Below are 21,665 nucleotides of genomic sequence, written 5' to 3' on the forward strand. Positions count from 1 at the left end.
CCAGTCTGGATGACGCGGCGTGGGCGGACGCCGTCAACACGCCCGTAGCTGGGGAAGTCTTGGTGTTCCATCCCTTGCCAGTTCTGCTTTGTTCGTTGGCGGAGCGGTTGTTGGGGGCCGCTCGGAGGGGCGGCGGAGAAATTTTTGTCCGTGGCGGTCACATCCGTCGCACGGGCCGGGTCAGTGCTGTGTCCGACCGGATCCGATCGCATCGGACCGACCAGCCACCGAATGGGGAGCACTCCAATGTCCGTCGCCCACATCGTCGTCACCGTCCTCGGCGCCCTCATGGTCGGCTTCTCCGCGTACTCGGTCTTCGCCAAGGCCGAGTACGTCGTGGGGCCCCTCGCCGAGTACGGCGTCCCGCGCGCCTGGTGGACCTGGCTCGGCGTCGCCAAGGCCGCCGGCGCCCTCGGCCTGCTGGTCGGCCTCGCCGTCCCGGCCATCGGCTACGCGGCCGCCGTCGGCGTCATCCTCTACTTCCTCGGCGCCGTGATCACCGTCGCCCGCGCCCGCGCCTACGCCCACATCCCCTTCCCGCTGATCTACATGGCCCCGGTCGCCGCCTCCCTCGTCCTGGGCCTCGCAGGCTGACCGGCCCACACCCCGGGGGCGGACCACCGACCGGTGGCCCGCCCCCGGGGCGTGGGCGGGCATTGTGCCAGGGGAGTGGCATCTCGTATGACTGTTTCGGTTGTGGCGGTGCGGCGATGTGACGGCGGGTCATTCTTGATCCCCAACGACGTGTCAAGAGAGGCCAGCCCGCCGTGACCCAGCCGTTCGAACTGCCGTCCTTCTACGTGCCGCACCCGGCGCGGCTCAATCCCCATCTGGCGGAGGCACGGGCCCATTCCTCGGTCTGGGCCCGGGAGATGGGCATGTTGGAGGGGTCGGGGGTCTGGGACCAGGCCGACCTGGACGCCCATGACTACGGGCTGCTCTGCGCCTACACCCACCCCGACGCCTCCGCCGAGGCGCTGTCGCTGGTCACCGACTGGTACGTGTGGGTCTTCTTCTTCGACGACCACTTCCTCGACATGTACAAGCGCACCAACGACCGCGAGGCGGGCAAGGCGCACCTCGACCGGCTGCCGCTGTTCATGCCCGCGGACCCGGCCACGCCGACGCCCGAGCCGGAGAACCCGGTCGAGGCCGGGCTGGCCGACCTGTGGCGGCGGACCGTGCCGGTGATGGGGGAGGACTGGCGGATCCGGTTCGCCGAGAGCACCCGCAACCTGCTGAACGAGTCGCTGTGGGAGCTGGCCAACATCGACGCCGGCCGGATCGCCAACCCGGTCGAGTACATCGAGATGCGCCGCAAGGTCGGCGGCGCGCCCTGGTCCGCGCAGCTGGTGGAGTACGCGGCGGGCGCCGAGGTGCCGAAGGAGGTGTCGGGTTCGCGGGCGCTGCGGGTGCTGATGGACGCCTTCTCGGACGCCGTGCACCTGCGCAACGACATCTTCTCGTACCAGCGCGAGGTCGAGGACGAGGGCGAACTGAGCAACGGCATCCTGGTGTTGGAGCGTTTCCTGGAGTGCTCGACCCAGGACGCCGCCGAGGCCGTGAACGACCTGCTCACCTCGCGGCTGCAGCAGTTCGAGAACACCGTGTTCACCGAACTGCCGGTGCTGTTCTCGGAGACCGGGCTCGACCCGGTGGGCCAGGCCCGGGTGACGGCGTACGTCAAGGGGCTGCAGGACTGGCAGTCCGGCGGGCACGAGTGGCACATGCGCTCCAGTCGGTACATGAACGGCGGTGGGGCGGCGGCCGGTTCGGCCGGTGAGGTGCCGCCGGGCAGCGGGGGCGGGCTGCCGGGGCTTCCCGGGGCCGGCAACTGGTGGGACCGGTACGCGATCGGTGGGATCGGGACCTCGGCGCTGGACATCCTGCGCAAGGGGGCGGCGGCCGGCGGGTCGCCGGCGGGCACCGGGCCGACGGCGGCGCCGGCCGTGCGGCGGGCGCGGTCGCACGGGCACGTGCCGTACGGGGCCGTCGGACCGTCCCAACTGCCCGAGTTCCGGCTGCCGTTCGACCTCACGCTGAGCCCCCACCTGGACGGCGCGCGGGAGCGGGTGGTCGAGTGGGCCGAGCGGGTCGGGCTGCTGGCCGGCCACCCCGACGTGCCCGGATCCGGCATCTGGGACGCCGAGTCGATGCGCGACTACGACCTCGCGCTCTGCGCGGCCGGCCTCCACCCGGACGCCACCGCCGACCAACTCGACATCGCCTCGGCCTGGTTGGCCTGGGGCACCTGGGCCGACGACTACTACCCGAGGCTCTTCGGCCGCACCCGCGACCTGGCCGGCGCCAAGGCCGCCACCGCGCGGCTGCCGCTGTTCATGCCGGTGGACGGCACCCCCGCGCCCGAACCCGCCAACGCGCTGGAGCGCTCCCTCGCCGACATCTGGGAGCGCACCGCCGGCCCGATGACCGTGGAGAACCGGGGTCGGCTGCGGGAGGCGATCGAGGTGATGACGGCGAGCTGGATCTGGGAGCTCGCCAACCAGATCCAGAACCGCGTCCCGGACCCGGTGGACTACCTGGAGATGCGCCGCTCCACCTTCGGCTCCGAACTCACCACGCTGCTCGCCCGCCTCGGCCACGGGCGGACCGTACCGGAGGAGGTCTACCGGCACGGCTCGATGCGGGCGCTGGAGAACTCCGCGATGGACTACGGCTGCATGATCAACGACCTGTTCTCGTACCAGAAGGAGATCGAGTACGAGGGCGAGCTGCACAACATCGTCCTGGTGGTGCAGAACTTCTTCGACTGCGACTACCCGTCGGCGGTCCGGATCGTCGACGACCTGATGCACTCGCGGCTGGCCCAGTTCCAGCACGTCGCGCAGAAGGAACTCCCGGTGCTGTACGAGGACTTCGGGCTGTCGGCGGAGGCCAGGGAGCTGCTCGACGGGTACGTGCGGGAGCTGGAGAACTGGCTGGCCGGGGTACTGAACTGGCACCGGGAGTGCCGCCGGTACCGGACCGAGGACCTGGAGCGGCACTTCGGCGCCGAGCGGGACCTCGCGGGCGCGGTGCGGGCCCGGGCGGCCGGGGTGGTGCCGGCGGCGGGGCCCGCGCCGGTGCCCGCCCCGGCGGCGGGGGTGGTGCCGCTCGGCCCGACCGGCCTGGGCACCAGCTCGCTGCGTCCGCCGCTCGGCGCGGCGGCCCCGGCGAGCTGACGGGCGCCTCCGGACGCCTCTGGACGCAGGCGCACCCGCGCGGGCCAGCCCGCGCGGGTGCGCCGCGTCGTGGCTAGGCTGGCGAGTCGGGGGCCGCGCGCGCCTTCCGACGCGCGCCCGCACCGTCGCACACGAGGGCTGAGAGATGGCTGCGCTACCTGAGGGCACACCCTGCTGGGCCGACGCGATGTTCACCGACCTGGAGGGCGCCAAGGCCTTCTACGGGGACGTCCTCGGCTGGACCTTCGGCGAGAGCTCGTCGGAGTACGGCAACTACACCCAGGCGTACTCGGACGGCAAGGCGGTGGCCGCCATCGTGCCGCCGATGCCCGGCGAGCAGGTCCAGTCCGCCTGGTGCCTGTACCTGGCCTCGCCGGACGCCGCCGCCACCGCCGAGCGGATCCGGACCAACGGCGGCGAGGTGGTGATGGGGCCGATGCAGGTCGGCGACTTCGGCACCATGGTGATCGCCAAGGACCCGGGCGGGGTGGTGTTCGGCGTCTGGCAGGGCGGTACCCACGAGGGCTTCGAGAAGCAGGACGCGCCCGGCGCGTACGCCTGGGCCGAACTCGTCACGCGCGAGCCCGGGAAGGCCGACGCCTTCTTCCCGGCGGTCTTCCCGTACGGCGTGCGGAAGATGGACTCCGAGCAGTTCGACTACCGGATGTTCCTGGTCGGCGGCCGGCCGGTGCTGGGCCGGATGGGCGCGGAGGGCGACTTCCTGCCGCCCGAGGCGCCCTCGTACGTGAGCGTCTACTTCGCCGTGGACGACACCGACGCCGCGATCGGGCGGCTGACGGCCCGCGGCGGCAAGGTGTACTTCGGCCCGATGGACAGCCCGTTCGGGCGGTTCGCGGCGGTCGGCGACCAGCAGGGCGCGGCCTTCGGGCTGATCGACCTGGGCCGTACGGTGGGTGACCAGCCGCCGACGGTGGACGTCTGATGGGCGAGCGCGAGGACCTCGTCGAGACCCTGGACAAGCACCGCGGCCTGCTGCGCCGCACCGTCCGGGACCTCACCGACGAGCAGGCGGCCCGGCGCACCACCGCCAGCGAGCTCTGCCTGGGCGGCCTGATCAAGCACGTCACGGCCGTCGAGGCGCGCTGGGCGCGGTTCATCACCGGCGGCGCGGCGGCGATGCGCGGCGGCGACGACGGGGACTGGGCGGAGCAGTTCCGGATGGCGGAGGGCGAGACCCTGGCCGGGCTGCTCGCCGCGTACGAGGCGGTCGCGCGCGGTACGGACGAGCTGGTCCGGGGCGTGCCCGACCTCGACCTCGGCCACCCCCTGCCGCCGGCGCCCTGGTTCGAGCCGGGGGCGAGCTGGTCGGCCCGGCGGGTGCTGCTGCACCTGATCGCGGAGACCTCGCAGCACGCCGGGCACGCGGACATCATCCGGGAGGCGCTGGACGGGGCGAAGTCGATGGGGTGAGACAGGGCGGGGACGGCGCGGGGCGGGCCTCGGCCCTCAGGACACCTCGACGCCGAGCAGCTCGCGCAGTGCCCGGCCGCCGTCCGGGGTGACCCGCAGGGCCCGGCCGGAGCCGATCCGCTCGACCCACGCACGGTCCAGCGCGGTGCGGCAGAGCGCCGCGCCCAGCGCGCCGCCGAGGTGGCTGCGGCGCTCCGTCCAGTCCAGGCAGCTGCGCACCACCGGGCGCCCGCCCGGGCGGCCGGACCGCGGCGGCAGTTCGATCCGCTGCTCGGCCAGCCAGGCGTGGCCGCGCTCGGTGACGGCGAGGCCGGCGCGGTCGCTGACCAGGCCGCGGTCGAGCAGGGCCTCGGCGACGGCCACGCCGAGGCGGCCGGCCAGGTGGTCGTAGCAGGTGCGGGCGCGGGCCTCGGCGCTCTGCCGGGTGGCCTCGCGGAGGGTACGGGGGGCCGGGCCGGGGCGGCGGGCGGGTTCGGCGGAGGACCCTCCGGCGGTGGCCCCGGCGGCCTCCGGGCCGGTTTCGGCGAAGACGGTGAGGTCCTCGATCAGGGTCGCGACGGCGGGTGAGGCCAGCCGGACGTACCGGTGCCGCCCCTGGCGGTCCTCGCTCAGCAGCCCGCCCGCGATCAGCCGGGACAGGTGCTCGCTGGCCGTGGACGGCGCGACTCCGGCCGCCCGGGCCAGCTCGCCCGCCGTCCAGGCGCGGCCGTCCAGCAGGGCGGAGCAGAAGGCGGCGCGGGTGGGGTCGGCGAGCAGCGCGGCGAGGGCGGCGAGCGGGGAGCCCCGGTGGTCCACCGGGAGGCGTTCGTGATCGGGCATGCCTCCATGGTCGTCCCGGCACGGTTCGGCCGGGGCCGAAACGACTCGGGGCCACGATGACGGCATGGACGATCCGACGCCCCACGAGCCGATGTCTCAGGAACCGACGCCCCACGAAGTGGTCTTCGCCCGCTACGAGGACGTGACCGCGGCCCTGGCCGACCCCGCGCTGGTCCCGCCGCCCGCGACGCCCGGCCCGTACGGCACCGCGGCCTGGCTGCGGGCCACCGTCGCCCGGTTCAGCGCGGGCGGGCCGCACGCCCGGCGCCGGGCGCTGGTGCTGGCCGACCTGGAACGGCTGGACCCGGGCGAGCTGCGGGTCCTGGCCGCGGGCGGCTACGAACCGGACCTACGGCTGCGGGTGGTGCGGGTGCTGGCGACGGCGCTGGGCCTGGCCGGGCCGGAGGCCGTCGCGCGGGACGTGAAGGCGGTGGCCCGGGCCTACTTCGACCCCGCGCCGGACGACCCGGAGGCGGACGCGGCGGTGGCCCGGCTGCTGCCCGCGATGGGGGACGCGGACCCGGAGACGGCGGCGAACCGGATCGGCCTGCTGGTGCAGGCCTGCGAGGCCACCGCGACCCTGGTCGAGCACGCCCGACGCGGCGCCGGGGCGCCGGACCTGGCCGCCGTGCTGCGGGAGGATCCGCCGGTCCGGACCATGCGCCGGTTCGCGGCCCGGGCGACCGTGGTCGGCGGGGTCGCCGTGCCCGCCGGGGCGCACGTACGGCTCGACCTCGACGCGGCCCGCGAGCCCGGGCGGGAGCCGTTGGCCTTCGGCGCCGAGCCCCGGCTCTGCCCGGGGCGTTCGCACGCCCTGGTGATCGCCGAGGGCATCCTGTACGGCTCCTCCGACCCGTCGGACACCTCGGTGCCGCCCGCCGAGGAGCACCTCGGCCGGGCCGAACTGGCCGCCCTGATCCCGGCGTCGGTCGGGCACGTGCTCGCGCTGGCGGACACCTGGACGGCCTGGGACGGCCGGCCGGTGGTCAACGCCGACGGCCGGACCTACACCCCGCACAAGGTGGTGCGCCGGGTCGCCGACCACCTGCTCGACCACCTGGCCGAGGTGGAGGCCCGGCTGGCGGGCGAACCGGCCGCCGCCGACCACTGGCACGCCTCCAACGTCACCACCCCGGCCGACCTGGCGCCGTTCACCGCCGCCGACCTGGACGAGGCGCGCAGCCGGCTCACCCGGCTCGGCGGGATCTGGGCCCAGCGGGTCGCCGCGCTGTCGGAGCGGCAGTTGGACGACTCGCCGGGGACGGGCTGGAGCTTCCGGCAGATCGTCTGCCACCTCGCCGGGGCCGCCGCGTACTACGCCGACTCGGTGGGGCCGACCGCGGCCAAGAGCCCTACCGCGACCGAGAACCACACCACGACCGAGGGCCCCACCACGACCAACCACCCGACCACGACCGAGGAGCAGACCCGATGACCACCCCCGCCCCGCTGACCGCGTTCGCCGCCCTGCACCACCGCCCCGGCCGCCCGCTGCTGCTCCCGAACGCCTGGGACCACGCCTCCGCGGCCGCCCTCGCCGCCGCCGGCCACCCCGCGATCGGCACCACCAGCCTGGGCGTGGCGGCTGCCGCCGGGCTGCCCGACGGTGCCGCCGCGACCCGCGCGGAGACCGTCCGGCTGGCCCACCGGCTGGGTCGCGACAGCTACCTGCTGAGCGTCGATGTGGAGTCCGGATTCAGTGACGATCCGGCCGAAGTGGCCGAGCTGGCCGTGGAGTTGGCCGGGGTCGGGGCGGTCGGCATCAACCTGGAGGACGGCCGGCCGGACGGCACCCTGGCACCGGTCGAGCTCCACGCGGCGAAGGTCGCGGCGGTGAAGGCCGCCGTGCCGGAGCTGTTCGTGAACGCCCGTGCCGACACCTACTGGTGCGGCCACGACGGCCCGGAGCCGGAGACCGTACGGCGGCTGGACGCCTACCGGCGGGCGGGCGCGGACGGCGTGTTCGTGCCCGGGCTGAGCGAGCCGGCGGCGATCGCCGAGCTGGTCGGGCGGCTGTCCGTCCCGCTCAACATCCTCTGGACGCCGACCGGTCCGAGCCTCGCCGAGCTGGCCGCGCTCGGGGTGGCCCGGGTCAGCACGGGCGGGCTGCTGTACCGGGCGGCGCTGGCGGCGGCGGTGTCGACGGCCGCCGCCGTGGCCTCGGGCGGGCCGGTCGGTCCGCTGCCCGGCTACGCCGAGGTCCAGGCGCTGAGCGGGAGTTGACGGTCCAAGGCCTGAGCCCGGACGGGGCGTGGCGGTCCGGGCTCAGGCCTTGGACCGCCGCGCCTCGATGCCGTCCAGGATCGTGGTGAGCCCGCGGTGGAAGGTGCTGTCCCGGCCCTCGTCGACCTCGTCCGGCACGTGGGTGGTGTACAGCCGGTGCAGTCGCGGATGGTCCTTGGTGGCGTCGATGACGGCGGGCATCATCTGTGCCGTGAACTCCTGCTCGCTCTGGCCGCTCCTGGTCAGGGCGCTCAGCCAGGCGGCCTCCACGCAGGCGGTGCCGATGGTGTAGCCCATGGCCACGCTCATCATGTCGTTGGCCTCGGCCAACCCGAAGCCGGCCGTCTCCGCCACGGCGAGCAGGGCCTCGGAGAGCCGCATCCAGTTGGGGCCGAGGTAGATCATCCCGACGTCGCCGATCACCGAGACCATCCACGGGTGGCGCGTGATGGTCGCGCGCATGGCCTCGCAGCTCTCGATGACGGTCGCGCGCCAGACCTCCGGGTCTTCGGCGCCGGTGACCCGGGGCACCGGGAGTTCGCCGAAGACCTGGTCGACGACCAGGGCGAGCAGCTCCTCCTTGTTGGCGACGTGGGTGTAGAGGGAGGTCGCACCGGCGTTGAGCCGGGCGCCGAGCTTGCGCATGCTCAGCGCCTCGATGCCGTCGGAGTCCAGCAGCGCGAAGGCCTCGGCGACGATCTGCTCGCGGCTGAGGGCCGGTTGGGTCCGCCGCTTCTGCGGGCGGTTCCACGGCGAGGTGATGCCGGGCTGCGCTTCGCTCCGGTGCTCCGGTGCGCTGTCCTCCGACTTGGCCGTCATCGGCTTCTCCATTCCACGTGCCCCCTGGTCGGGTGCGGTCCGTCCAGCATAGGCCCCGGCGCCGAACACCGTACGGCCTCACGTACACCGTTCGGCGGGCGCACGCCGTACGGCCTTGCGCACAGTGTTCGGTCTCCGTACAGTGTTCGACGTAGCGCACACCGTTCGGTCGGGGACGGCGGACGGTGTGCGCCACGGGGACTTCCGCGCGGCTGCCGCCGACGCGAGGACGTGCGCGGGGCTGCGGCCGACGTGCCGAACCGAAGGGGGAATCGCGGTGGATCGTCACCCGCGTCGCTGGCTCATCCTGGTCGTGCTGTGCCTCAGCAGCCTGGTGCTGGTGATCGACAACATGGTGCTCACGGTGTCCATCCCGCCGATCGCGGAGGACCTCAAGGCCGGGGCGCAGGACATCCAGTGGATCATCGATTCGTACATCCTGGTCTTCGCCGGCCTGCTGCTGACCTCGGGCAGCCTGTCCGACCGGTTCGGACGACGAAAAGTGATGATCATCGGGCTGGTGCTGTTCGGCGCCGCCTCACTGGTCGCCGCAGTCGCCCACAGCCCCGGTGAACTGATCGCCGGCCGTGTGCTGATGGGCGTCGGCGGTGCCCTCGTCATGCCCAGCACGCTCTCCATCCTGATCACCGTCTTCGACGACGAGGAGCGGCCCAAGGCGATCGCCGCCTGGAGCGCGGTGGCCATGATCGGCCTGGTCGGCGGCCCGGTGCTGGGCGGCGCGCTGATCGCGCACTTCTGGTGGGGCGCGGTGTTCCTGCTCAACGTGCCGGTCGCGGCCGTGGCCATCGTCGCGGCGGTCGTGCTGATGCCCGAGTCCAAGGGCCCCTGGCGCAAGCCCGACCTGCCCGGCATGGTGCTCTCGATGGTCGGCATGACCGCCCTGGTCTGGTCGATCATCGTCCTGCCGCGGGACGGCTTCGCCCACGTCAACACCCTCGGCTCGCTGGCCGTCGCGATCGCCGCACTGGTCGGCTTCGGCGTCCGCCAGGTCCGCACCGACTCGCCGATGGTCCCGCTCAAGCTGTTCCGCAACCGGGTCTTCACCGGCGCCAGCTTCTCCCTCGTCCTGCTCACCTTCGCCACCGGCGGCCTGATGCTGGTGCTCACCCAGTACCTGCAGTTCGTGCTGGAGTTCTCGCCCACCGACACCGGCCTGGCCTTCATCCCGCTGGCCGTCGCCTCGCTCGCCTTCAACGTGATCGGCGCGGCGCTCGGCAAGAAGCTCTCCGCCCGGGTGCTGACCTCGATCGGCATGGTGATCATCGCTGGCGGCTTCGGCCTGCTGGCCACCCTCTCGGTCGGCGACGGCTTCGCCAAGGTCGCCCTCGCCATGCTGGTCCTCGGCATCGGCTCCGGCCTCGGCATGCCGGCCGCCGCCAACGCGCTGATGGGGGCCATCCCCGGGGAGCACGCCGGGGTCGGCTCCGCGCTCAACGACACCATCCAGCAGTCCGGCGCCGCCCTCGGCGTGGCCATCCTCGGCACCGTGCTCTCCAGCACCTACACCGGCGCCATGCCCGCCGACGCCCCCGCCTCCGCCCGGCACGCCGTCACCGACGCGCTCGCCCTCTCCGCCGGCAGCGGCGACGGCGCCCTGGCCCGGGCCGCCCGGGAGGCCTTCAACACCGCCACCTCCACCACCTTCACGGTCGGCGGGATCGCGGTCCTGGTGGCGGCGGCGCTCACCCTGGTGCTGATGCGGGGCAAGCCGGCGGCGGGCGCGGAGGCGCCGGGCGGGGTCGAACCCCAGGAGCCGGGCGTCGAGGCCCCGGCGGCCTCCGCCGGGGTGGCGGCCTGACCGCACACCCTCCCCGAAGGCCCCGACCGGTCCGCCGGTCGGGGCCTCGGGCGGTTGCCGTCTGGGCGCAGCGGCGAGCGGGCTAGGGCGTGTCTGACAATTCGCGTCGGATCAGCGCGCGGCGTTGGGGTGCGTGCATCGCAAGGCGGAGGAGGGAGTCCATGCGGAGCATCGGCGACTGACGACAACGCGGCGAGGTGCGTGCCCCGGCGTCGCGCGCCCGGCGGGAATTGTCAGACACGCCCTAGGGTGCAATGACCCCGCTCGGGTGGCCCGTCGCCGCCGCCCCGGGCAACCCGATCCCAGGCAGGTCCCCATGCAACGGCTCCTCCCCGGCCTCGCCGCCGCGACCGGCGGGCTGTTCGCCTGCGCCGCTGCCCTGGGCTGGGCCGTCTTCCGTCGCCCGCCCGTCAACCCGCCCTTGCGCGGCGGGAGTTCGCCGGTGGCCGTGGTGGCCGGGGACAGCCTGGTGCACGGCACCGTCGGCACCGACTGGGTCGCCGCGCTGCGCCGGCGGTCCGACTGCCGGGGCCTCGACCTCGTCAACGCCGGACGCAACGGCGACACCTGCGCCGACCTGCTGGAGCGGATCGGCCGGGATGTCCTCGACCGGCGGCCGGCCGAGGTGGTGGTCATGATCGGCACCAACGACCTGCTGGGCGGCGCCGGGCCGGAGCGGTACCGGGAGCGGCTCGGCGCGATCGTCGAAGTGCTTCGGACCGGCAGCCGCGCCCGGATCGCGCTGGCCTCGCTGCCGCCGTTCGGCGAGGACCCGGACTCCCCGTCCAACCGGCGGGTCCGCGCGTTCAACGCCGTCGTCGCCGAACTCGCCCGGGGCGTCGGCGTCGACTACCTGCCGGTGCACGAGCGGATGGTCGAGGTGCTGCGGGAGTGCGGCACCGGCGCGCCCGCCTTCGGCTACCGGGTCGGCCTCGCCTTCCGCTCGGCCGTCCGCCACCTGCTCCTCCGGCACTCCTGGGACGGCATCGCCCGGGGCCGGGGCCTCCACCTGCTGGTCGACCACCTCCACCTGAACGACCGGGCCGGGGCGATCGTCGCGGACCTGGCCGCCGGCCACCTCGCCGGTGGGACCGCAGGTGGGACCGCCGAAGGCTCCCGGAACGCGCCGCCCGCCCGGCGCGCGTAGCCTTCGAACATGCCCACCGACTACGCGGAACGCGCGTCCAGGCTGCCCGGGGCGGTGCTGTGGACGAAGGGCGCGAGCCCGGCCGGCGGCGGTGCCGGTGACGGTGGCAGTGACGGCGGCGCGGACGGTCTGGTGCTGCCGGACGGCTGCATGGACCTGCTCTGGAGCGAGGGTCGGCTGCTGGTCGCCGGACCGGACACCCGGGCGTTCCGGCCCGGTCCGGGGCTGCGCGGGCCGTGGACGGGCATCCGCTTCCGGCCCGGCGCCGGGCCGCTGCTGCTCGGCGTGCCGGCGTACGAACTGCGCGACCGCCGGGTCGAGTTGGCGGACCTGCGGCCCGCCGCCGAGGTGCGCCGACTGACCGGGCGGATCGACGCCGCCGCCGACCCGGCCGTCGCCCTGGAGGAACTGGCGCTGCACCTGGCGGCCGCGGCGCGGCCCGAGGACCCGCTGGTGCGGGCGGTGGCCGGCGCGCTCGCGGCCGGGCGCAGCGTCGCCGCGACGGCCGAGGCGGTCGGGCTCGGCGCCCGGCAGCTGCACCGCCGCTCGCTGGCCGCCTTCGGCTACGGTCCCAAGACGCTGGCCCGGATCCTGCGGCTGCAGCGCGCGCTGGGGCTGGCCCGCGCCGGCGTCCCGCTCGCCGAGACGGCGGCCCGGACGGGCTACGCGGACCAGGCTCATCTGTCGCGCGACGTACGGGAGTTGGCGGGGGCCCGGGTGACGGAGCTGCTGTGAGCGGGCCGGCCCTCACGCGTCCTGGAGCGGTGCCAGCAGGTCGACCCCGTTGCCGTCCGGGTCGCGCAGTGAGGCGTAGCGCTGGCCCCAGAAGGCGTCCCAGGGCTTGAGCTCGCCCTGGTACCCGGCCTCGGTCAGCTCCTGGTAGACCGCGTCCACGTGTGCCGGGCTCTGGCAGCGGAACGCCAGCGCCGCCCGGGCGCCGCCGGTCGGCGGCTGCCAGTCCGGGTGGAAGGAGCGGATGGTCGATTCGGCGTCGAGGACCAGGAGCAGCCCGCCGGGCAGCTCGGTCTCGACGTGCGGCTCCTGTTCGGAGCCCTCGGGGAAGGCCAGTCCCAGCCGCCGGTAGAAGGCGACCGAGGCGGCCATGTCGGAGACGGCCAGGCCGATGAAGGCGAACCGCGGTGCTGGTGTGCTGTTCATGGCCACCACGCTAGGCGGGCCGCGGGCGGGGGGTCTTGAAGGAATCGGACGCCTCCGACCGCTACCCTCCGGTCATGTCGAACACCACCCCTGAGCTGGACGAACCGATCCACGTCGTCCCGTACGACCCGACCTGGGCCGCCCTCGGCCGGGCCCTGGCGGAGCGGCTCGCCGCCGGGCTGCGGGGGCTTCCCGGTGCGGTCGGGGGCGCGGTCGAGGTCGAGCACATCGGCTCGACCTCGGTGCCCGGCCTGGCCGCCAAGCCGGTGCTCGACGTCCAGGTCGGCTGCGCGGCCGGGGACGTCGAGGCGGTGGCCGGGCACGTCCGCGGCCTCGGCTTCGAGGACCTGGGCGAGTCCGGCGTTCCCGGTCGGCGCTATCTGCGGCGGCGTTCGGAGCAGTCGGCCAACGTCCACGTGGTGGCGCTGGGCGGCCGGCTGTGGGCCGACAACCTGCTCTTCCGCGACCACCTGCGGGCCCACCCGGAGGCGGCCGCCCGCTACGCCCGGGCCAAGCGGGAGGCCGCCGGGGCCACCGGGCGGCTGCTCGCGTACTCGGAGCACAAGGCGGCGACGGTGGCGGAACTGCTGGCCGAGGCGCGGGCTGCGGGGGCCTGAGCTGCCCGTTGTCAGTCCCTCCTTGTACCGTCGATCCCGGGAACAGTGGAATCAGCACGGGGGTATGACGCATGTTCAAGACGAATCCGGAGACGCACGACCTCTTCCGCACCCCGGTCGACGAGGTGTTCATCCGCAACCACCTCGGTCGGCCCCAGGGGCTCGACGCCGACAGCTGGACGCTCACCGTCGAGGGCCTGGTGGAGCGGCCCCTGCGGCTGGACTTCCAGGCCCTGCAGCGCCTGCCGCAGACCGAATTCACCGCCGTCCACGAGTGCTTCGGCAATCCGCTGCACCCCACCGTGCCGACCCGCGCCGTCACCAACCTGGAGTGGGTCGGCGTCCCGCTCGCCGAGGTGCTGGCGCTGGCCGGTCCGCTTCCGGAGGCCCGGCACGTCTGGCTGGAGGGCGCCGACCGGGCCGACTTCGCGGGGGAGAGCGACGTGAACTTCCTCAAGGACCTGCCGCTGGAGCAGGCCCGCACCGAGGTCGTCCTGGCGCACCGGATGAACGGCGAACCGCTGCGCCCCGACCACGGGTACCCGGTGCGCGCGGTGGCGCCGCTGATGTTCGGCACCAACTCGGTCAAGTGGCTGACCAGGATCGTGCTGGCCGCCGATCGCGCCGAGCACCTGTTCACCACCCGCCTGTACACCCGCGTCCTGCCGGGGGAGAGCGAGGTCCGGCCGGTCCGCGAGAAGGACGTCAGCAGCAAGTTGCTGAGCCTGCGGGACGGCTCCACCGTGCCCGCCGGGGTCCGCGAACTGGCGGGCTACGCCTGGAGTTCCACCGAGGTGACGGCCGTCGAGGTCGCGGTGGACGACGCCGACTGGCAGCCCGCCGAGCTGGACGCGCGCGGTCCGCACCCGACGTGGCAGCGCTTCCGGCTCCGGCACGACCTCGCTCCGGGGCGGCACCGGATCCGCTGCCGGGCCACCGACTCCGTGGGGCGGGTCCAGCCGCTCACCGGTGACCGCAACGCCGTCCACGAGATAGCCGTCGTGGCGGAGTGACACCGGCCCGCCCGGTTCAGCGGGCGGCCGGCCGGGCGGTGATCGCCGGGCGGACCTTGGTGAGCATCAGGTCGAGGAACCGGTCGGGGTGACGGAAGCTCGCGAAGTGGCTGGCGTCCTGGATCAGCGCGAACTCCTTCACCGGGGCGGTGACGTCGTCGAAGAACCGCCGGGCCGGCGCGGGCGGGGTGAGGACGTCGCTGTCGCCCTGGAAGACGAAGAACGGGATCCGGAAATCGGTGCCCTCGGCGCGCTCGTCGAAGGTGGCGGCCTCCAGCTGGAGCTGCTCGGAGAACTCCATGGCCTTCAGGTAGGACCGCAGGCCGCGCAGGGTGTGCAGGGGGGAGAACCAGAGCGAGCGCATCACCACGGTCTTCATGGTGTCGTAGGAGAGCGGGTCGCTGGTGAGGACCAGCTTGTTGTACTCGGCGACGTCCTTGGTGGTCCACCGGGTCCGGTCGGCGCCCATGGCCAGGGCGGTGGCCAGCTCCTTCTCCTTCTTGCGGCCCGCCGCGCGCAGCCGGTCGACGAGGGCGTCGTAGGCGGTGCGCTCCCGGCCGCCGTCGATGATGTTCTGGTCGGTGCCGACGTAACCCGAGTACAGCTCGGGGTGGTTGCGGGCCAGCCGCAGGCCGAGGACGGTGCCGAAGGAGTTGGCGACCAGCAGCAGCCGGTCGACGCCGAGCCGGGCCCGCAGGTGCTCGGTGACCTCCAGGGCGTCGCGGTACAGCTGCGGGTAGCTCAGCTCGCCCTGCCCGTCCGGGCCGCCGGCGGCGAAGGTGAAGCCGGCGCCGCGCATGTCCCAGCGGACGATCGTGAAGTGCTTCTCCCAGCTGTGGGTGCGGGGGAGGAAGACCAGGTTGGAGGCGCCGGGGCCGCCGAGGATCTCCAGGACCACCGGGTTGTTGCGGTCCTCGCCGCGGATGGAGACCCACTGGTCGATGCCGCCGATCCGGACGAAGCCGGACTCCTCGATGCCGTTCGGCGCGGTGATCCGGAGCTTCTTCGCGAGTGCCGCGCGCTTGAGCTGTCGGTAGCCCAACACCCCGGCGACGGGAGTGGCGAGGGCGGCGGTGGTGGCGATGGCGATGGTGGCAAGCATGGTGTATCCCCCAAACTGTTTACCGCGTCAGCAGATGTGTTTAAGGTATACACAGTTCTGGGTGCTGTCAACGAAGATTCGAAGAGGAGACCGGGATGGCCAAGGAGAAGGCACGCGACCTGCGCGCGGGCATCGCACTGCTGTGGGGCGAGCGGGACCAGCCCACCCGCGGGCCCAAGCCCAGCCTGACCCCCCAGCGCATCGCCGCCGCCGCCGTGGTGATCGCCGACGCCGAGGGGCTGGACGCGGTCTCCATGAACAAGGTCGCCGCCGAGTTCGGCGTCTCGGCCATGGCGCTCTACCGCTACGTGCCCGGCAAGGCCGAACTGGTCGAGCTGATGGTCGAGTCCGTGCTCGCCGGGGCCCCCGACCTGTCAGCCGCCGGCGAGGACTGGCGGCAGCGCATCACCGAGTGGGCTCGCCGCTCGGCCGCGCTCCACCGCGCCCACCCCTGGCTGCTGGCGGCCACCGCCATGCGCCGCCAGCTCATGGGCCCCCACCAGCTCGGCTGGCTGGACGCGGCCCTCGCCGCCCTGGAGTCCTCCGGTCTGAGCGCCGCCGAGCAGCACCGGGTGTTCGTCCTGGTCGCCGGCCTGGTCCGCACCCTCGTCCAGCAGGACCTCGACTTCGACGAGGAGCACAGCCGGGAGTGGGGCCGCCTCACCAACGAGGTCCTGGAACGCCACGCCGACCGCTTCCCCACCCTCACCCGGGCCATCGCCGCCGGCGCCTTCGCCCCCGACCCCGTCGACCCGCTGGAGTTCGGCCTGGCCCGCATCCTCGACGGAGTCCAGCTGCTCCTTGACCAGCCCAACCGGCCGGTGTGACCCCCCGGGGGCGCGCTGCCCGCCGGCCGGGGGGCGCTACCCGCCCGCCGGGGCCTCGCCCGAGCGCAGGGTGAGCACGGTGATCTCGCTCGGGGCGAAGACCCGGAAGGGCGGCCCCCAGAAGCCGGTGCCCCGGCTGGTGTAGAGCCGGGTGCGCTCGCCGTGCCGGCTGAGGCCGTGCACCACCGGCTGGTCGATCCGGACGAGGAAGTTGAACGGCCAGATCTGGCCGCCGTGGGTGTGTCCGGAGATCTGCAGGTCGATGCCGGCGGCCGCGGCCTGCGGGACGTACTTGGGCTGGTGGGCGACGAGCAGGACCGGCCGGTCCGGGTCCGCGCCCGCCAGTGCGCCGAGCAGGTTGGCCCGGTGCCCGGCCAGGCCGGAGGACTCCGCGGTGACGTCGTCCACGCCGGCCAGCACCAGGGCGTCCCCGCCGCGCTCGACCACGACGTGGCGGTTGTGCAGCGGCTCCCAGCCGAGGTCCGCCATCCGGTCCAGCCAGCCCTGGGCCTCCCCGCCGTACTCGTGGTTGCCCGTGACGTAGACCTTGGCCAGCCGGGCCCGGACGGTGCCGAGCGGCGCGGACTGCTCCCGGCGCTGGGCGGGGGTGCCGTCGGCGATGTCCCCGGCGTGGACCACCACGTCCGGGTCGAGCGCGTTGACCGCCTCGGCGACCCGGGCCGACCAGTCCGCCCGGTCGATCGGCCCGTAGTGGGTGTCGGCGAGCACCACGACCCTGGTCCCGTCCAGTCCGCCGCCGAGCCGCGGCAGGTGGACGTCCAGCCGCTTCACCCGGGGCACCCGCATCGCCTCGTGGTGCCCCCAGGCGAGCAGCCCGGCCGAGACCGCGGCCACCGCCGCCGCCACGGTCCTGGCCCGGTCGGCGCCGCCGACGTCGAGCCCGCCCAGGACGAGGTTCACCAGCCCGCCCAGCACCGACCAGGTGAACAGCACCCAGACCACCCCGAGGCTGGTGTCCGCGACGCGGGCCGCCCGGTCGTTCCGCCGCGACCCGTGGCCCGCGATCATCAGGAACGGGAAGGACACCAGCCAGGCGGCGAACACCACCGTGCCGGCCAGGACCACCGGGAACGGCCAGTCGGCACCCGAACCGAAGAGCGTCCACCAGGGCGCCCCGCCCAGTAGTACGAGCACCAGCACCAGTACGGCCAGCCGCCGGACCACCGACCGCCGCCGCCGTCCCGAGCCCTCCGCCGCCCCGTCCTCGGGCCGCGCGGCGGCTGCGACGGCCCCGGACTCCCCATCGCCCGCCGGGAGTTCCGGTCCCGCACCGCTGGTTCCGCTGTCAGCCACTGCGCTGCCCCTCACGTCCGCTCCCGCGCTCCTCCCCATCATCCGCCACCCGCCGTCCCGGCCCTGCACGAGTCACCGCAGGGCGTCCGTGACCGGCTCGCGACCTGCTTCGCCAGGCCCCTGGAGAGCGCGGTCCCCGAATCGGCCTGCCCGATCCTCAACTACTCGATCGATCACCGGAGTTCCGTCGCGTCCGACTCCCTCGGATCACGGTGTCCGCAGGGTCGCGACGGCGGTGCGGAGGAGGAAGGCTTCGGCGCGGTCCCAGGACCAGCCGTTCTCGGCGACCAGGGTGCGCCAGCCGCCCGGGCCGAACCAGAACCACAGGAGGTCCGCCGTCTCCTCCTCCGGCCGGCCGGTGGGCGCCAGGGTGTGCAGGTGGTGCGCGGCGGTGCGGAGGGCGGCGCGGTAGTCGGCGGTGGCGCGCTCCCACAGGGCCTCGCCGTCCTCGTGCGACGGCAGCGCCTTGTGGATCGCCTCGTGGACGGTGAACAGGCCCTCGTTCCCCGCCCGGGTGCCGCGGGCCAGCGCGCCCAGCGCGGACTCCGGGTCCCGCTCGGCGAGCACGGCGCGCACCGCCTGCTCGTCGCCCGCGGCCCGGACGGCCGTGTCGACGATCTCGTTGAGGATGTCGCCCTTGCTCCCGGCGCTCGCGAAGACGGCCTTCGAGGAGACGCCCGCCTCCGCCGCGATGTCCGCGACGGTCACCCGCCCGTAGCCACGCTCGGCGAACAGCCGGGTCGCCGCCTGGAGGATCTGCGCGCGCGTCTCGGCCGCGGCCTGCTCCCGCCGGGGCGAGACGTACTTGCGTTTGGTCGGCATGGGGGCAGCCTAGTCGAGGAAGTGCTCGACCTATTCAATAGGTTCTGTGTAACCTGAATGTCGGTCAGGGCGGCGACCCGCCCCATGCACGAGAGGAACCGAACCGATGGGAATGTCAGCCGAGGACGCGGCCCGCGGACTCTTCACGGTCCTGGCGACCGGGGACGCGGCACTGGCCGCAGCGGCCGTGCACGAGGACTTCACCAACCGCGAGGCGGTCGTCTCCCCCGAGGCCTGCTCGATCCCCGGGCCGGCCGGCGCCCTGGCCTCGGGCGCGTGGCTGCGCTCGGCCTTCGCCGACCTGAGCTTCCCCGTCACCGACCTGGTCCGCGACGGCGACCGGGTGTGGATACGGCTGCACATGAAGGGCCGGCACACCGGCCCCTTCATCCGCTACCGGGACGGCGAGCTCGACCAGGTCATCCCGCCCACCGGGGCCGAGATCGATTCCGAACAGGTCCACGTCCTGCACCTGCGGGACGGCAAGGTCGTCCGGCACGAGGCCGTCCGCGACGACGTCACCCTCCTCGGACAGCTCGGACTCCTACCCCCCGCCCCCACCCTCCGGCTCATCGACGACTGGCGCACGACCGGCCGCGCCGCCCACGCCGCCGCCACCGTCGCCGAAGCCGCCACCCGCGCGGCAGCCACCGCCCGGACCTGACCCCCACCGGGACCGGGCGCCGCACCGGGAACGCACCGGGAAACGACGAAGGCCCCGACCGGCGAACCGGTCGGGGCCTTCGTGAAGGCGGAGGATACGAGATTCGAACTCGTGAGGGATTGCTCCCAACACGCTTTCCAAGCGTGCGCCCTAGGCCTCTAGGCGAATCCTCCGTGGGAGAGCTTAGTACATGTTTCGGGGTGCTCGCGACCAGCTATCCCGCAGGCCGAGGGGAGGGGGTGGCCTGTGGATCGTCGGGGCCGGGATCCGGTACTGTGGGGGTCAGCCCCTCGTGTGGCGTCATCTCTCTGAACCCCCCCAGGGCCGGAAGGCAGCAAGGGTAGGAGGGCTCTGGCGGGTGCACGAGGGGTCTTTGCGTTCCCGGGGCCGTGCGGGCCTCGGGGAGAGCGGGGGCCCGGAGGGAAGGGGCGACGCGTTTGTCCGTCCGTCCCGATATCGTCGGTGGTGTGTCCCTAGCCCTGTACCGCCGCTACCGCCCCGAGACCTTCGCGGAGGTCATCGGGCAGGAGCACGTGACCGCCCCGCTCCAGCAGGCCCTGCGCAACAACAGGGTCAACCACGCGTACCTGTTCAGCGGGCCGCGCGGCTGTGGCAAGACGACGAGCGCGCGCATCCTGGCCCGTTGCCTCAACTGCGAACAGGGGCCGACGCCGACGCCCTGCGGGGAGTGCCAGTCCTGTCGGGACCTCGCGACCGGCGGGCCCGGCTCGATCGACGTGATCGAGATCGACGCCGCCTCGCACGGTGGTGTGGACGACGCGCGCGAGCTGCGCGAGCGGGCCTTCTTCGCGCCGGTGCACAGCCGGTACAAGATCTTCATCCTGGACGAGGCGCACATGGTGACCTCGGCCGGGTTCAACGCGCTGCTCAAGGTGGTCGAGGAGCCGCCGGAGCACCTCAAGTTCATCTTCGCGACCACCGAGCCGGAGAAGGTGATCGGGACGATCCGGTCCCGCACCCACCACTACCCGTTCCGGCTGGTCCCGCCCGGCACGCTGCGCGACTACCTGGCGGAGGTCTGCGGCCGCGAGGGCATCCAGGTCGAGGACCCGGTGTTCCCGCTGGTCGTACGGGCCGGCGCGGGCTCGGTGCGTGACTCGATGTCGGTCATGGACCAGCTGCTGGCCGGTGCCGCCGAGGGCGGCGTGACGTACCAGATGGCGACGTCGCTGCTCGGGTACACCGACTCGGCGCTGCTCGACGAGGTGGTGGACGCCTTCGCCGCGCAGGACGGGGCGACGGTGTTCCAGGTGATCGACCGGGTGGTCGAGGGCGGGCACGACCCGCGCCGCTTCGTCACCGACCTGCTGGAGCGGCTGCGCGACCTGGTGATCCTCGCCACCGTGCCGGAGGCGGGGGAGAAGGGGCTGATCGACGCCCCGGCGGACCGGGTCGCGGTGATGCAGGCCCAGGCGGACGCCTTCGGCGCGGCCGAGCTGAGCCGGGCCGCCGACATCGTCAACACCGGGCTGACCGAGATGCGCGGCAACGCGGCGCCGCGGCTCCAGCTGGAGCTGATCTGCGCCCGGGTGATGCTGCCGGGCGCGTACAGCGACGAGCTGTCGCTGCAGGCGCGGCTGGACAAGCTGGAGCGCCGGGCGGCGGCGGGCGGGTTCGCGGCTCCGGCCGGGATGGCCCCGATGGCAGCCCCGATGGCCCCGGCGATGACGGCTCCAGCGATGACGGCGGTCCCCCAGGCCGCCCCGCCGGTGGAGGTGCCCGCCCCGGCGCCCGCACCCGTCGCCGCGCCGGTCGCGGCGGCCCCCGCCCCCGCCCCCGTGCAGGCCCCGGCCCCGGCCGGGCCCGCCCCGGGCGCCTGGCCGATCGCGCGCAGCTTCCCGCCCGCCGGCGGCGCACCGGCCCCCGCCGCTGCCCCCGCCACCCCCGCGCCCCAGCCGCAGGCCGCCCCGCAGCCCGCGCCGACCCCGGTCCAGTCGGCCCCGACCCCGGCCCCCGCCGCCGCGCCCGGCGGCCAGCCGTCCGCGGCCGCGCAGCAGGGCGCCGGGCAGGTCCGGCAGCTGTGGCCGCAGATCCTGGAGGCGGTGAAGAACCGCCGCCGCTTCACCTGGATCCTGCTCAGCCAGAACGGCCAGGTGGCCGGGTTCGACGGCAGCACGCTCCAGGTCTCGTTCATCAACGCGGGTGCCCGGGACAGCTTCGTCGGCAGCAACAGCGACGACGTGCTGCGCCAGGCGCTGTCCGACGCGCTGGGCGTGGACTGGCGGATCGAGTGCATCGTCGACCCCTCCGGTGGCGTGGGCGCGGCTCCGGCCGCGGCCGCCCCGGCCGGCGGCGGCTGGGGTGCCCCGGCCCGTCCGGCGGCCGCCGCGCCGCCGATGGCCGCCCCCGCCCCGGTGCAGGCCCCGCCGCAGATGCAGGCCCCGGCCCCGGTCCAGTCGCCGCCCCAGCCGCAGGTGCAGGCGCCCGCCCCGGTGCAGGCCCCGCCGCCCGTGGCGGCGCCCCCGGCCCGCCCGGTGCAGTCGGTGGCCCCGGAGGACGACATCCCGGAGGAGGACGACCCGGACCTCAACGAGGAGGCGTTCTCCGGCCAGGAGCTGATCATCCGCGAACTGGGCGCCACGGTGCTGGAGGAGATCCACCACCGCGGCAACTGAGCACCCCCGGGAGCGGGGCCACGGCAGGGGGCCACAGCATCCGCCCGGGGCCCGTAGGCTCAACGGTGACGA

General features: G+C 74.2%; 20 protein-coding genes, 1 tRNA gene and 1 other RNA gene. 15 read left to right on the forward strand and 7 right to left on the reverse strand.

From position 1 onward, the window contains the following. Positions 1–246 precede the first annotated feature (246 nt). From ACFVXG_RS11150 to ACFVXG_RS11165, 4 genes are all read left to right on the forward strand, one after another. Positions 247–594: a DoxX family protein gene (locus tag ACFVXG_RS11150; protein ID WP_387926386.1), complete on the forward strand. Its 348-nt coding sequence runs from the start codon at positions 247–249 to the stop codon at positions 592–594. Between the two features lie 173 nt (positions 595–767). Further along, positions 768–3,182 carry a germacradienol/geosmin synthase gene (locus ACFVXG_RS11155; protein WP_387926387.1) on the forward strand — a complete coding sequence of 805 codons (2,415 nt, stop codon included), beginning with the start codon at positions 768–770 and terminating at the stop codon, positions 3,180–3,182. Positions 3,183–3,327: 145 nt separating this feature from the next. Further along, entirely contained in the window at positions 3,328–4,125 is a 798-nt protein-coding gene (locus tag ACFVXG_RS11160; RefSeq protein WP_387926389.1) for a VOC family protein, read from the forward strand. After that, a complete protein-coding gene (locus tag ACFVXG_RS11165) occupies positions 4,125–4,613 on the forward strand; it encodes a DinB family protein (RefSeq protein WP_387926391.1) in 489 nt (162 codons plus the stop codon). The genes ACFVXG_RS11160 and ACFVXG_RS11165 overlap by 1 nt, the downstream gene beginning before the upstream one ends. A 36-nt stretch (positions 4,614–4,649) precedes the next feature. Here ACFVXG_RS11165 and ACFVXG_RS11170 read toward each other — a convergent pair whose 3' ends face one another. Beyond that, positions 4,650–5,432 carry an ArsR/SmtB family transcription factor gene (locus ACFVXG_RS11170; protein ID WP_387926393.1) on the reverse strand — a complete coding sequence of 261 codons (783 nt, stop codon included), beginning with the start codon at positions 5,430–5,432 and terminating at the stop codon, positions 4,650–4,652. 64 nt (positions 5,433–5,496) lie between these two features. Between ACFVXG_RS11170 and ACFVXG_RS11175 the strand changes: the two genes are divergently transcribed. Both ACFVXG_RS11175 and ACFVXG_RS11180 read left to right on the forward strand, forming a co-directional pair. Next, on the forward strand, positions 5,497–6,867 hold the full coding sequence (locus tag ACFVXG_RS11175) for a hypothetical protein (RefSeq protein ID WP_387926394.1): 1,371 nt from the start codon (positions 5,497–5,499) through the stop codon (positions 6,865–6,867). Next, positions 6,864–7,655 carry an isocitrate lyase/phosphoenolpyruvate mutase family protein gene (locus ACFVXG_RS11180; protein ID WP_387926395.1) on the forward strand — a complete coding sequence of 264 codons (792 nt, stop codon included), beginning with the start codon at positions 6,864–6,866 and terminating at the stop codon, positions 7,653–7,655. The genes ACFVXG_RS11175 and ACFVXG_RS11180 overlap by 4 nt, the downstream gene beginning before the upstream one ends. Positions 7,656–7,697: 42 nt before the next feature. Here the strand turns inward: ACFVXG_RS11180 and ACFVXG_RS11185 are convergent, their stop codons facing one another. Further along, on the reverse strand, positions 7,698–8,474 hold the full coding sequence (locus ACFVXG_RS11185; protein ID WP_387926396.1) for a TetR/AcrR family transcriptional regulator: 777 nt from the start codon (positions 8,472–8,474) through the stop codon (positions 7,698–7,700). 277 nt (positions 8,475–8,751) lie between these two features. Here ACFVXG_RS11185 and ACFVXG_RS11190 point away from each other — a divergent pair, with 277 nt between their 5' ends. The 3 genes from ACFVXG_RS11190 to ACFVXG_RS11200 all read left to right on the forward strand — a co-directional run bounded on the left by ACFVXG_RS11190 (position 8,752) and on the right by ACFVXG_RS11200 (position 12,175). Next, positions 8,752–10,293 carry an MFS transporter gene (locus ACFVXG_RS11190; RefSeq protein WP_387926398.1) on the forward strand — a complete coding sequence of 514 codons (1,542 nt, stop codon included), beginning with the start codon at positions 8,752–8,754 and terminating at the stop codon, positions 10,291–10,293. 316 nt (positions 10,294–10,609) lie between these two features. Beyond that, the gene (locus tag ACFVXG_RS11195) at positions 10,610–11,440 is read left to right on the forward strand and encodes an SGNH/GDSL hydrolase family protein (protein ID WP_387926400.1); all 831 of its coding nucleotides are present in this window, start codon (positions 10,610–10,612) and stop codon (positions 11,438–11,440) included. Positions 11,441–11,449: 9 nt separating this feature from the next. Then, positions 11,450–12,175, forward strand: coding sequence for a helix-turn-helix domain-containing protein (locus ACFVXG_RS11200; RefSeq protein WP_387926402.1), 726 nt, complete (start codon positions 11,450–11,452; stop codon positions 12,173–12,175). A gap of 12 nt (positions 12,176–12,187) precedes the next feature. Here the strand turns inward: ACFVXG_RS11200 and ACFVXG_RS11205 are convergent, their stop codons facing one another. Continuing rightward, positions 12,188–12,598 (reverse strand): VOC family protein, encoded by a 411-nt coding sequence (locus ACFVXG_RS11205; protein ID WP_387926404.1) that lies wholly within the window; start codon positions 12,596–12,598, stop codon positions 12,188–12,190. A 74-nt stretch (positions 12,599–12,672) separates the two neighbouring features. Here ACFVXG_RS11205 and ACFVXG_RS11210 point away from each other — a divergent pair, with 74 nt between their 5' ends. Both ACFVXG_RS11210 and ACFVXG_RS11215 read left to right on the forward strand, forming a co-directional pair. Then, entirely contained in the window at positions 12,673–13,215 is a 543-nt protein-coding gene (locus tag ACFVXG_RS11210; protein WP_387926406.1) for a GrpB family protein, read from the forward strand. Positions 13,216–13,286: 71 nt separating this feature from the next. Next, positions 13,287–14,228: a molybdopterin-dependent oxidoreductase gene (locus ACFVXG_RS11215; protein WP_387926408.1), complete on the forward strand. Its 942-nt coding sequence runs from the start codon at positions 13,287–13,289 to the stop codon at positions 14,226–14,228. Between the two features lie 16 nt (positions 14,229–14,244). On the opposite strand, the gene ACFVXG_RS11220 is transcribed toward ACFVXG_RS11215, so the two are convergent. Further along, positions 14,245–15,330, reverse strand: a complete 1,086-nt coding sequence (locus ACFVXG_RS11220; RefSeq protein ID WP_387926410.1) for an alpha/beta fold hydrolase — start codon at positions 15,328–15,330, stop codon at positions 14,245–14,247. Between the two features lie 95 nt (positions 15,331–15,425). Between ACFVXG_RS11220 and ACFVXG_RS11225 the strand changes: the two genes are divergently transcribed. Further along, the gene (locus tag ACFVXG_RS11225; RefSeq protein ID WP_387926411.1) at positions 15,426–16,157 is read left to right on the forward strand and encodes a TetR/AcrR family transcriptional regulator; all 732 of its coding nucleotides are present in this window, start codon (positions 15,426–15,428) and stop codon (positions 16,155–16,157) included. A 36-nt stretch (positions 16,158–16,193) separates the two neighbouring features. Here ACFVXG_RS11225 and ACFVXG_RS11230 read toward each other — a convergent pair whose 3' ends face one another. Together ACFVXG_RS11230 and ACFVXG_RS11235 are read right to left on the reverse strand one after the other, a co-directional pair. Then, positions 16,194–17,342 carry a metallophosphoesterase gene (locus ACFVXG_RS11230; RefSeq protein WP_387926511.1) on the reverse strand — a complete coding sequence of 383 codons (1,149 nt, stop codon included), beginning with the start codon at positions 17,340–17,342 and terminating at the stop codon, positions 16,194–16,196. 336 nt (positions 17,343–17,678) lie between these two features. Then, positions 17,679–18,293, reverse strand: a complete 615-nt coding sequence (locus ACFVXG_RS11235) for a TetR/AcrR family transcriptional regulator (RefSeq protein ID WP_387926413.1) — start codon at positions 18,291–18,293, stop codon at positions 17,679–17,681. Between the two features lie 106 nt (positions 18,294–18,399). On the opposite strand from ACFVXG_RS11235, the gene ACFVXG_RS11240 reads away from it, so the two are divergent. Beyond that, a complete protein-coding gene (locus tag ACFVXG_RS11240) occupies positions 18,400–18,957 on the forward strand; it encodes an ester cyclase (protein ID WP_387926415.1) in 558 nt (185 codons plus the stop codon). An 88-nt stretch (positions 18,958–19,045) separates the two neighbouring features. Here the strand turns inward: ACFVXG_RS11240 and ACFVXG_RS11245 are convergent. Then, positions 19,046–19,130, reverse strand: a tRNA-Ser gene (locus ACFVXG_RS11245). A gap of 111 nt (positions 19,131–19,241) precedes the next feature. On the opposite strand from ACFVXG_RS11245, the gene ffs reads away from it, so the two are divergent. Beyond that, an RNA gene (ffs, locus tag ACFVXG_RS11250) (signal recognition particle sRNA small type) lies at positions 19,242–19,332 on the forward strand. 92 nt (positions 19,333–19,424) lie between these two features. After that, entirely contained in the window at positions 19,425–21,593 is a 2,169-nt protein-coding gene (locus ACFVXG_RS11255; protein ID WP_387926417.1) for a DNA polymerase III subunit gamma and tau, read from the forward strand. Positions 21,594–21,665: the final 72 nt, after the last annotated feature.

Source organism: Kitasatospora sp. NPDC058162 (assembly GCF_042884005.1).
Taxonomy (GTDB): domain Bacteria; phylum Actinomycetota; class Actinomycetes; order Streptomycetales; family Streptomycetaceae; genus Kitasatospora.

Coding starts and splice junctions, on each gene's coding strand:
- ACFVXG_RS11170 (WP_387926393.1), bottom strand. CDS start 5,432: ATGCCCGATCACGAACGCCTCCCGGTGGACCACCGGGGCTCCCCGCTC.
- ACFVXG_RS11195 (WP_387926400.1), top strand. CDS start 10,610: ATGCAACGGCTCCTCCCCGGCCTCGCCGCCGCGACCGGCGGGCTGTTC.
- ACFVXG_RS11225 (WP_387926411.1), top strand. CDS start 15,426: ATGGCCAAGGAGAAGGCACGCGACCTGCGCGCGGGCATCGCACTGCTG.
- ACFVXG_RS11180 (WP_387926395.1), top strand. CDS start 6,864: ATGACCACCCCCGCCCCGCTGACCGCGTTCGCCGCCCTGCACCACCGC.
- ACFVXG_RS11240 (WP_387926415.1), top strand. CDS start 18,400: ATGGGAATGTCAGCCGAGGACGCGGCCCGCGGACTCTTCACGGTCCTG.
- ACFVXG_RS11210 (WP_387926406.1), top strand. CDS start 12,673: ATGTCGAACACCACCCCTGAGCTGGACGAACCGATCCACGTCGTCCCG.
- ACFVXG_RS11150 (WP_387926386.1), top strand. CDS start 247: ATGTCCGTCGCCCACATCGTCGTCACCGTCCTCGGCGCCCTCATGGTC.
- ACFVXG_RS11175 (WP_387926394.1), top strand. CDS start 5,497: ATGGACGATCCGACGCCCCACGAGCCGATGTCTCAGGAACCGACGCCC.
- ACFVXG_RS11235 (WP_387926413.1), bottom strand. CDS start 18,293: ATGCCGACCAAACGCAAGTACGTCTCGCCCCGGCGGGAGCAGGCCGCG.
- ACFVXG_RS11185 (WP_387926396.1), bottom strand. CDS start 8,474: ATGACGGCCAAGTCGGAGGACAGCGCACCGGAGCACCGGAGCGAAGCG.
- ACFVXG_RS11200 (WP_387926402.1), top strand. CDS start 11,450: ATGCCCACCGACTACGCGGAACGCGCGTCCAGGCTGCCCGGGGCGGTG.
- ACFVXG_RS11220 (WP_387926410.1), bottom strand. CDS start 15,330: ATGCTTGCCACCATCGCCATCGCCACCACCGCCGCCCTCGCCACTCCC.
- ACFVXG_RS11160 (WP_387926389.1), top strand. CDS start 3,328: ATGGCTGCGCTACCTGAGGGCACACCCTGCTGGGCCGACGCGATGTTC.
- ACFVXG_RS11165 (WP_387926391.1), top strand. CDS start 4,125: ATGGGCGAGCGCGAGGACCTCGTCGAGACCCTGGACAAGCACCGCGGC.
- ACFVXG_RS11215 (WP_387926408.1), top strand. CDS start 13,287: ATGTTCAAGACGAATCCGGAGACGCACGACCTCTTCCGCACCCCGGTC.
- ACFVXG_RS11205 (WP_387926404.1), bottom strand. CDS start 12,598: ATGAACAGCACACCAGCACCGCGGTTCGCCTTCATCGGCCTGGCCGTC.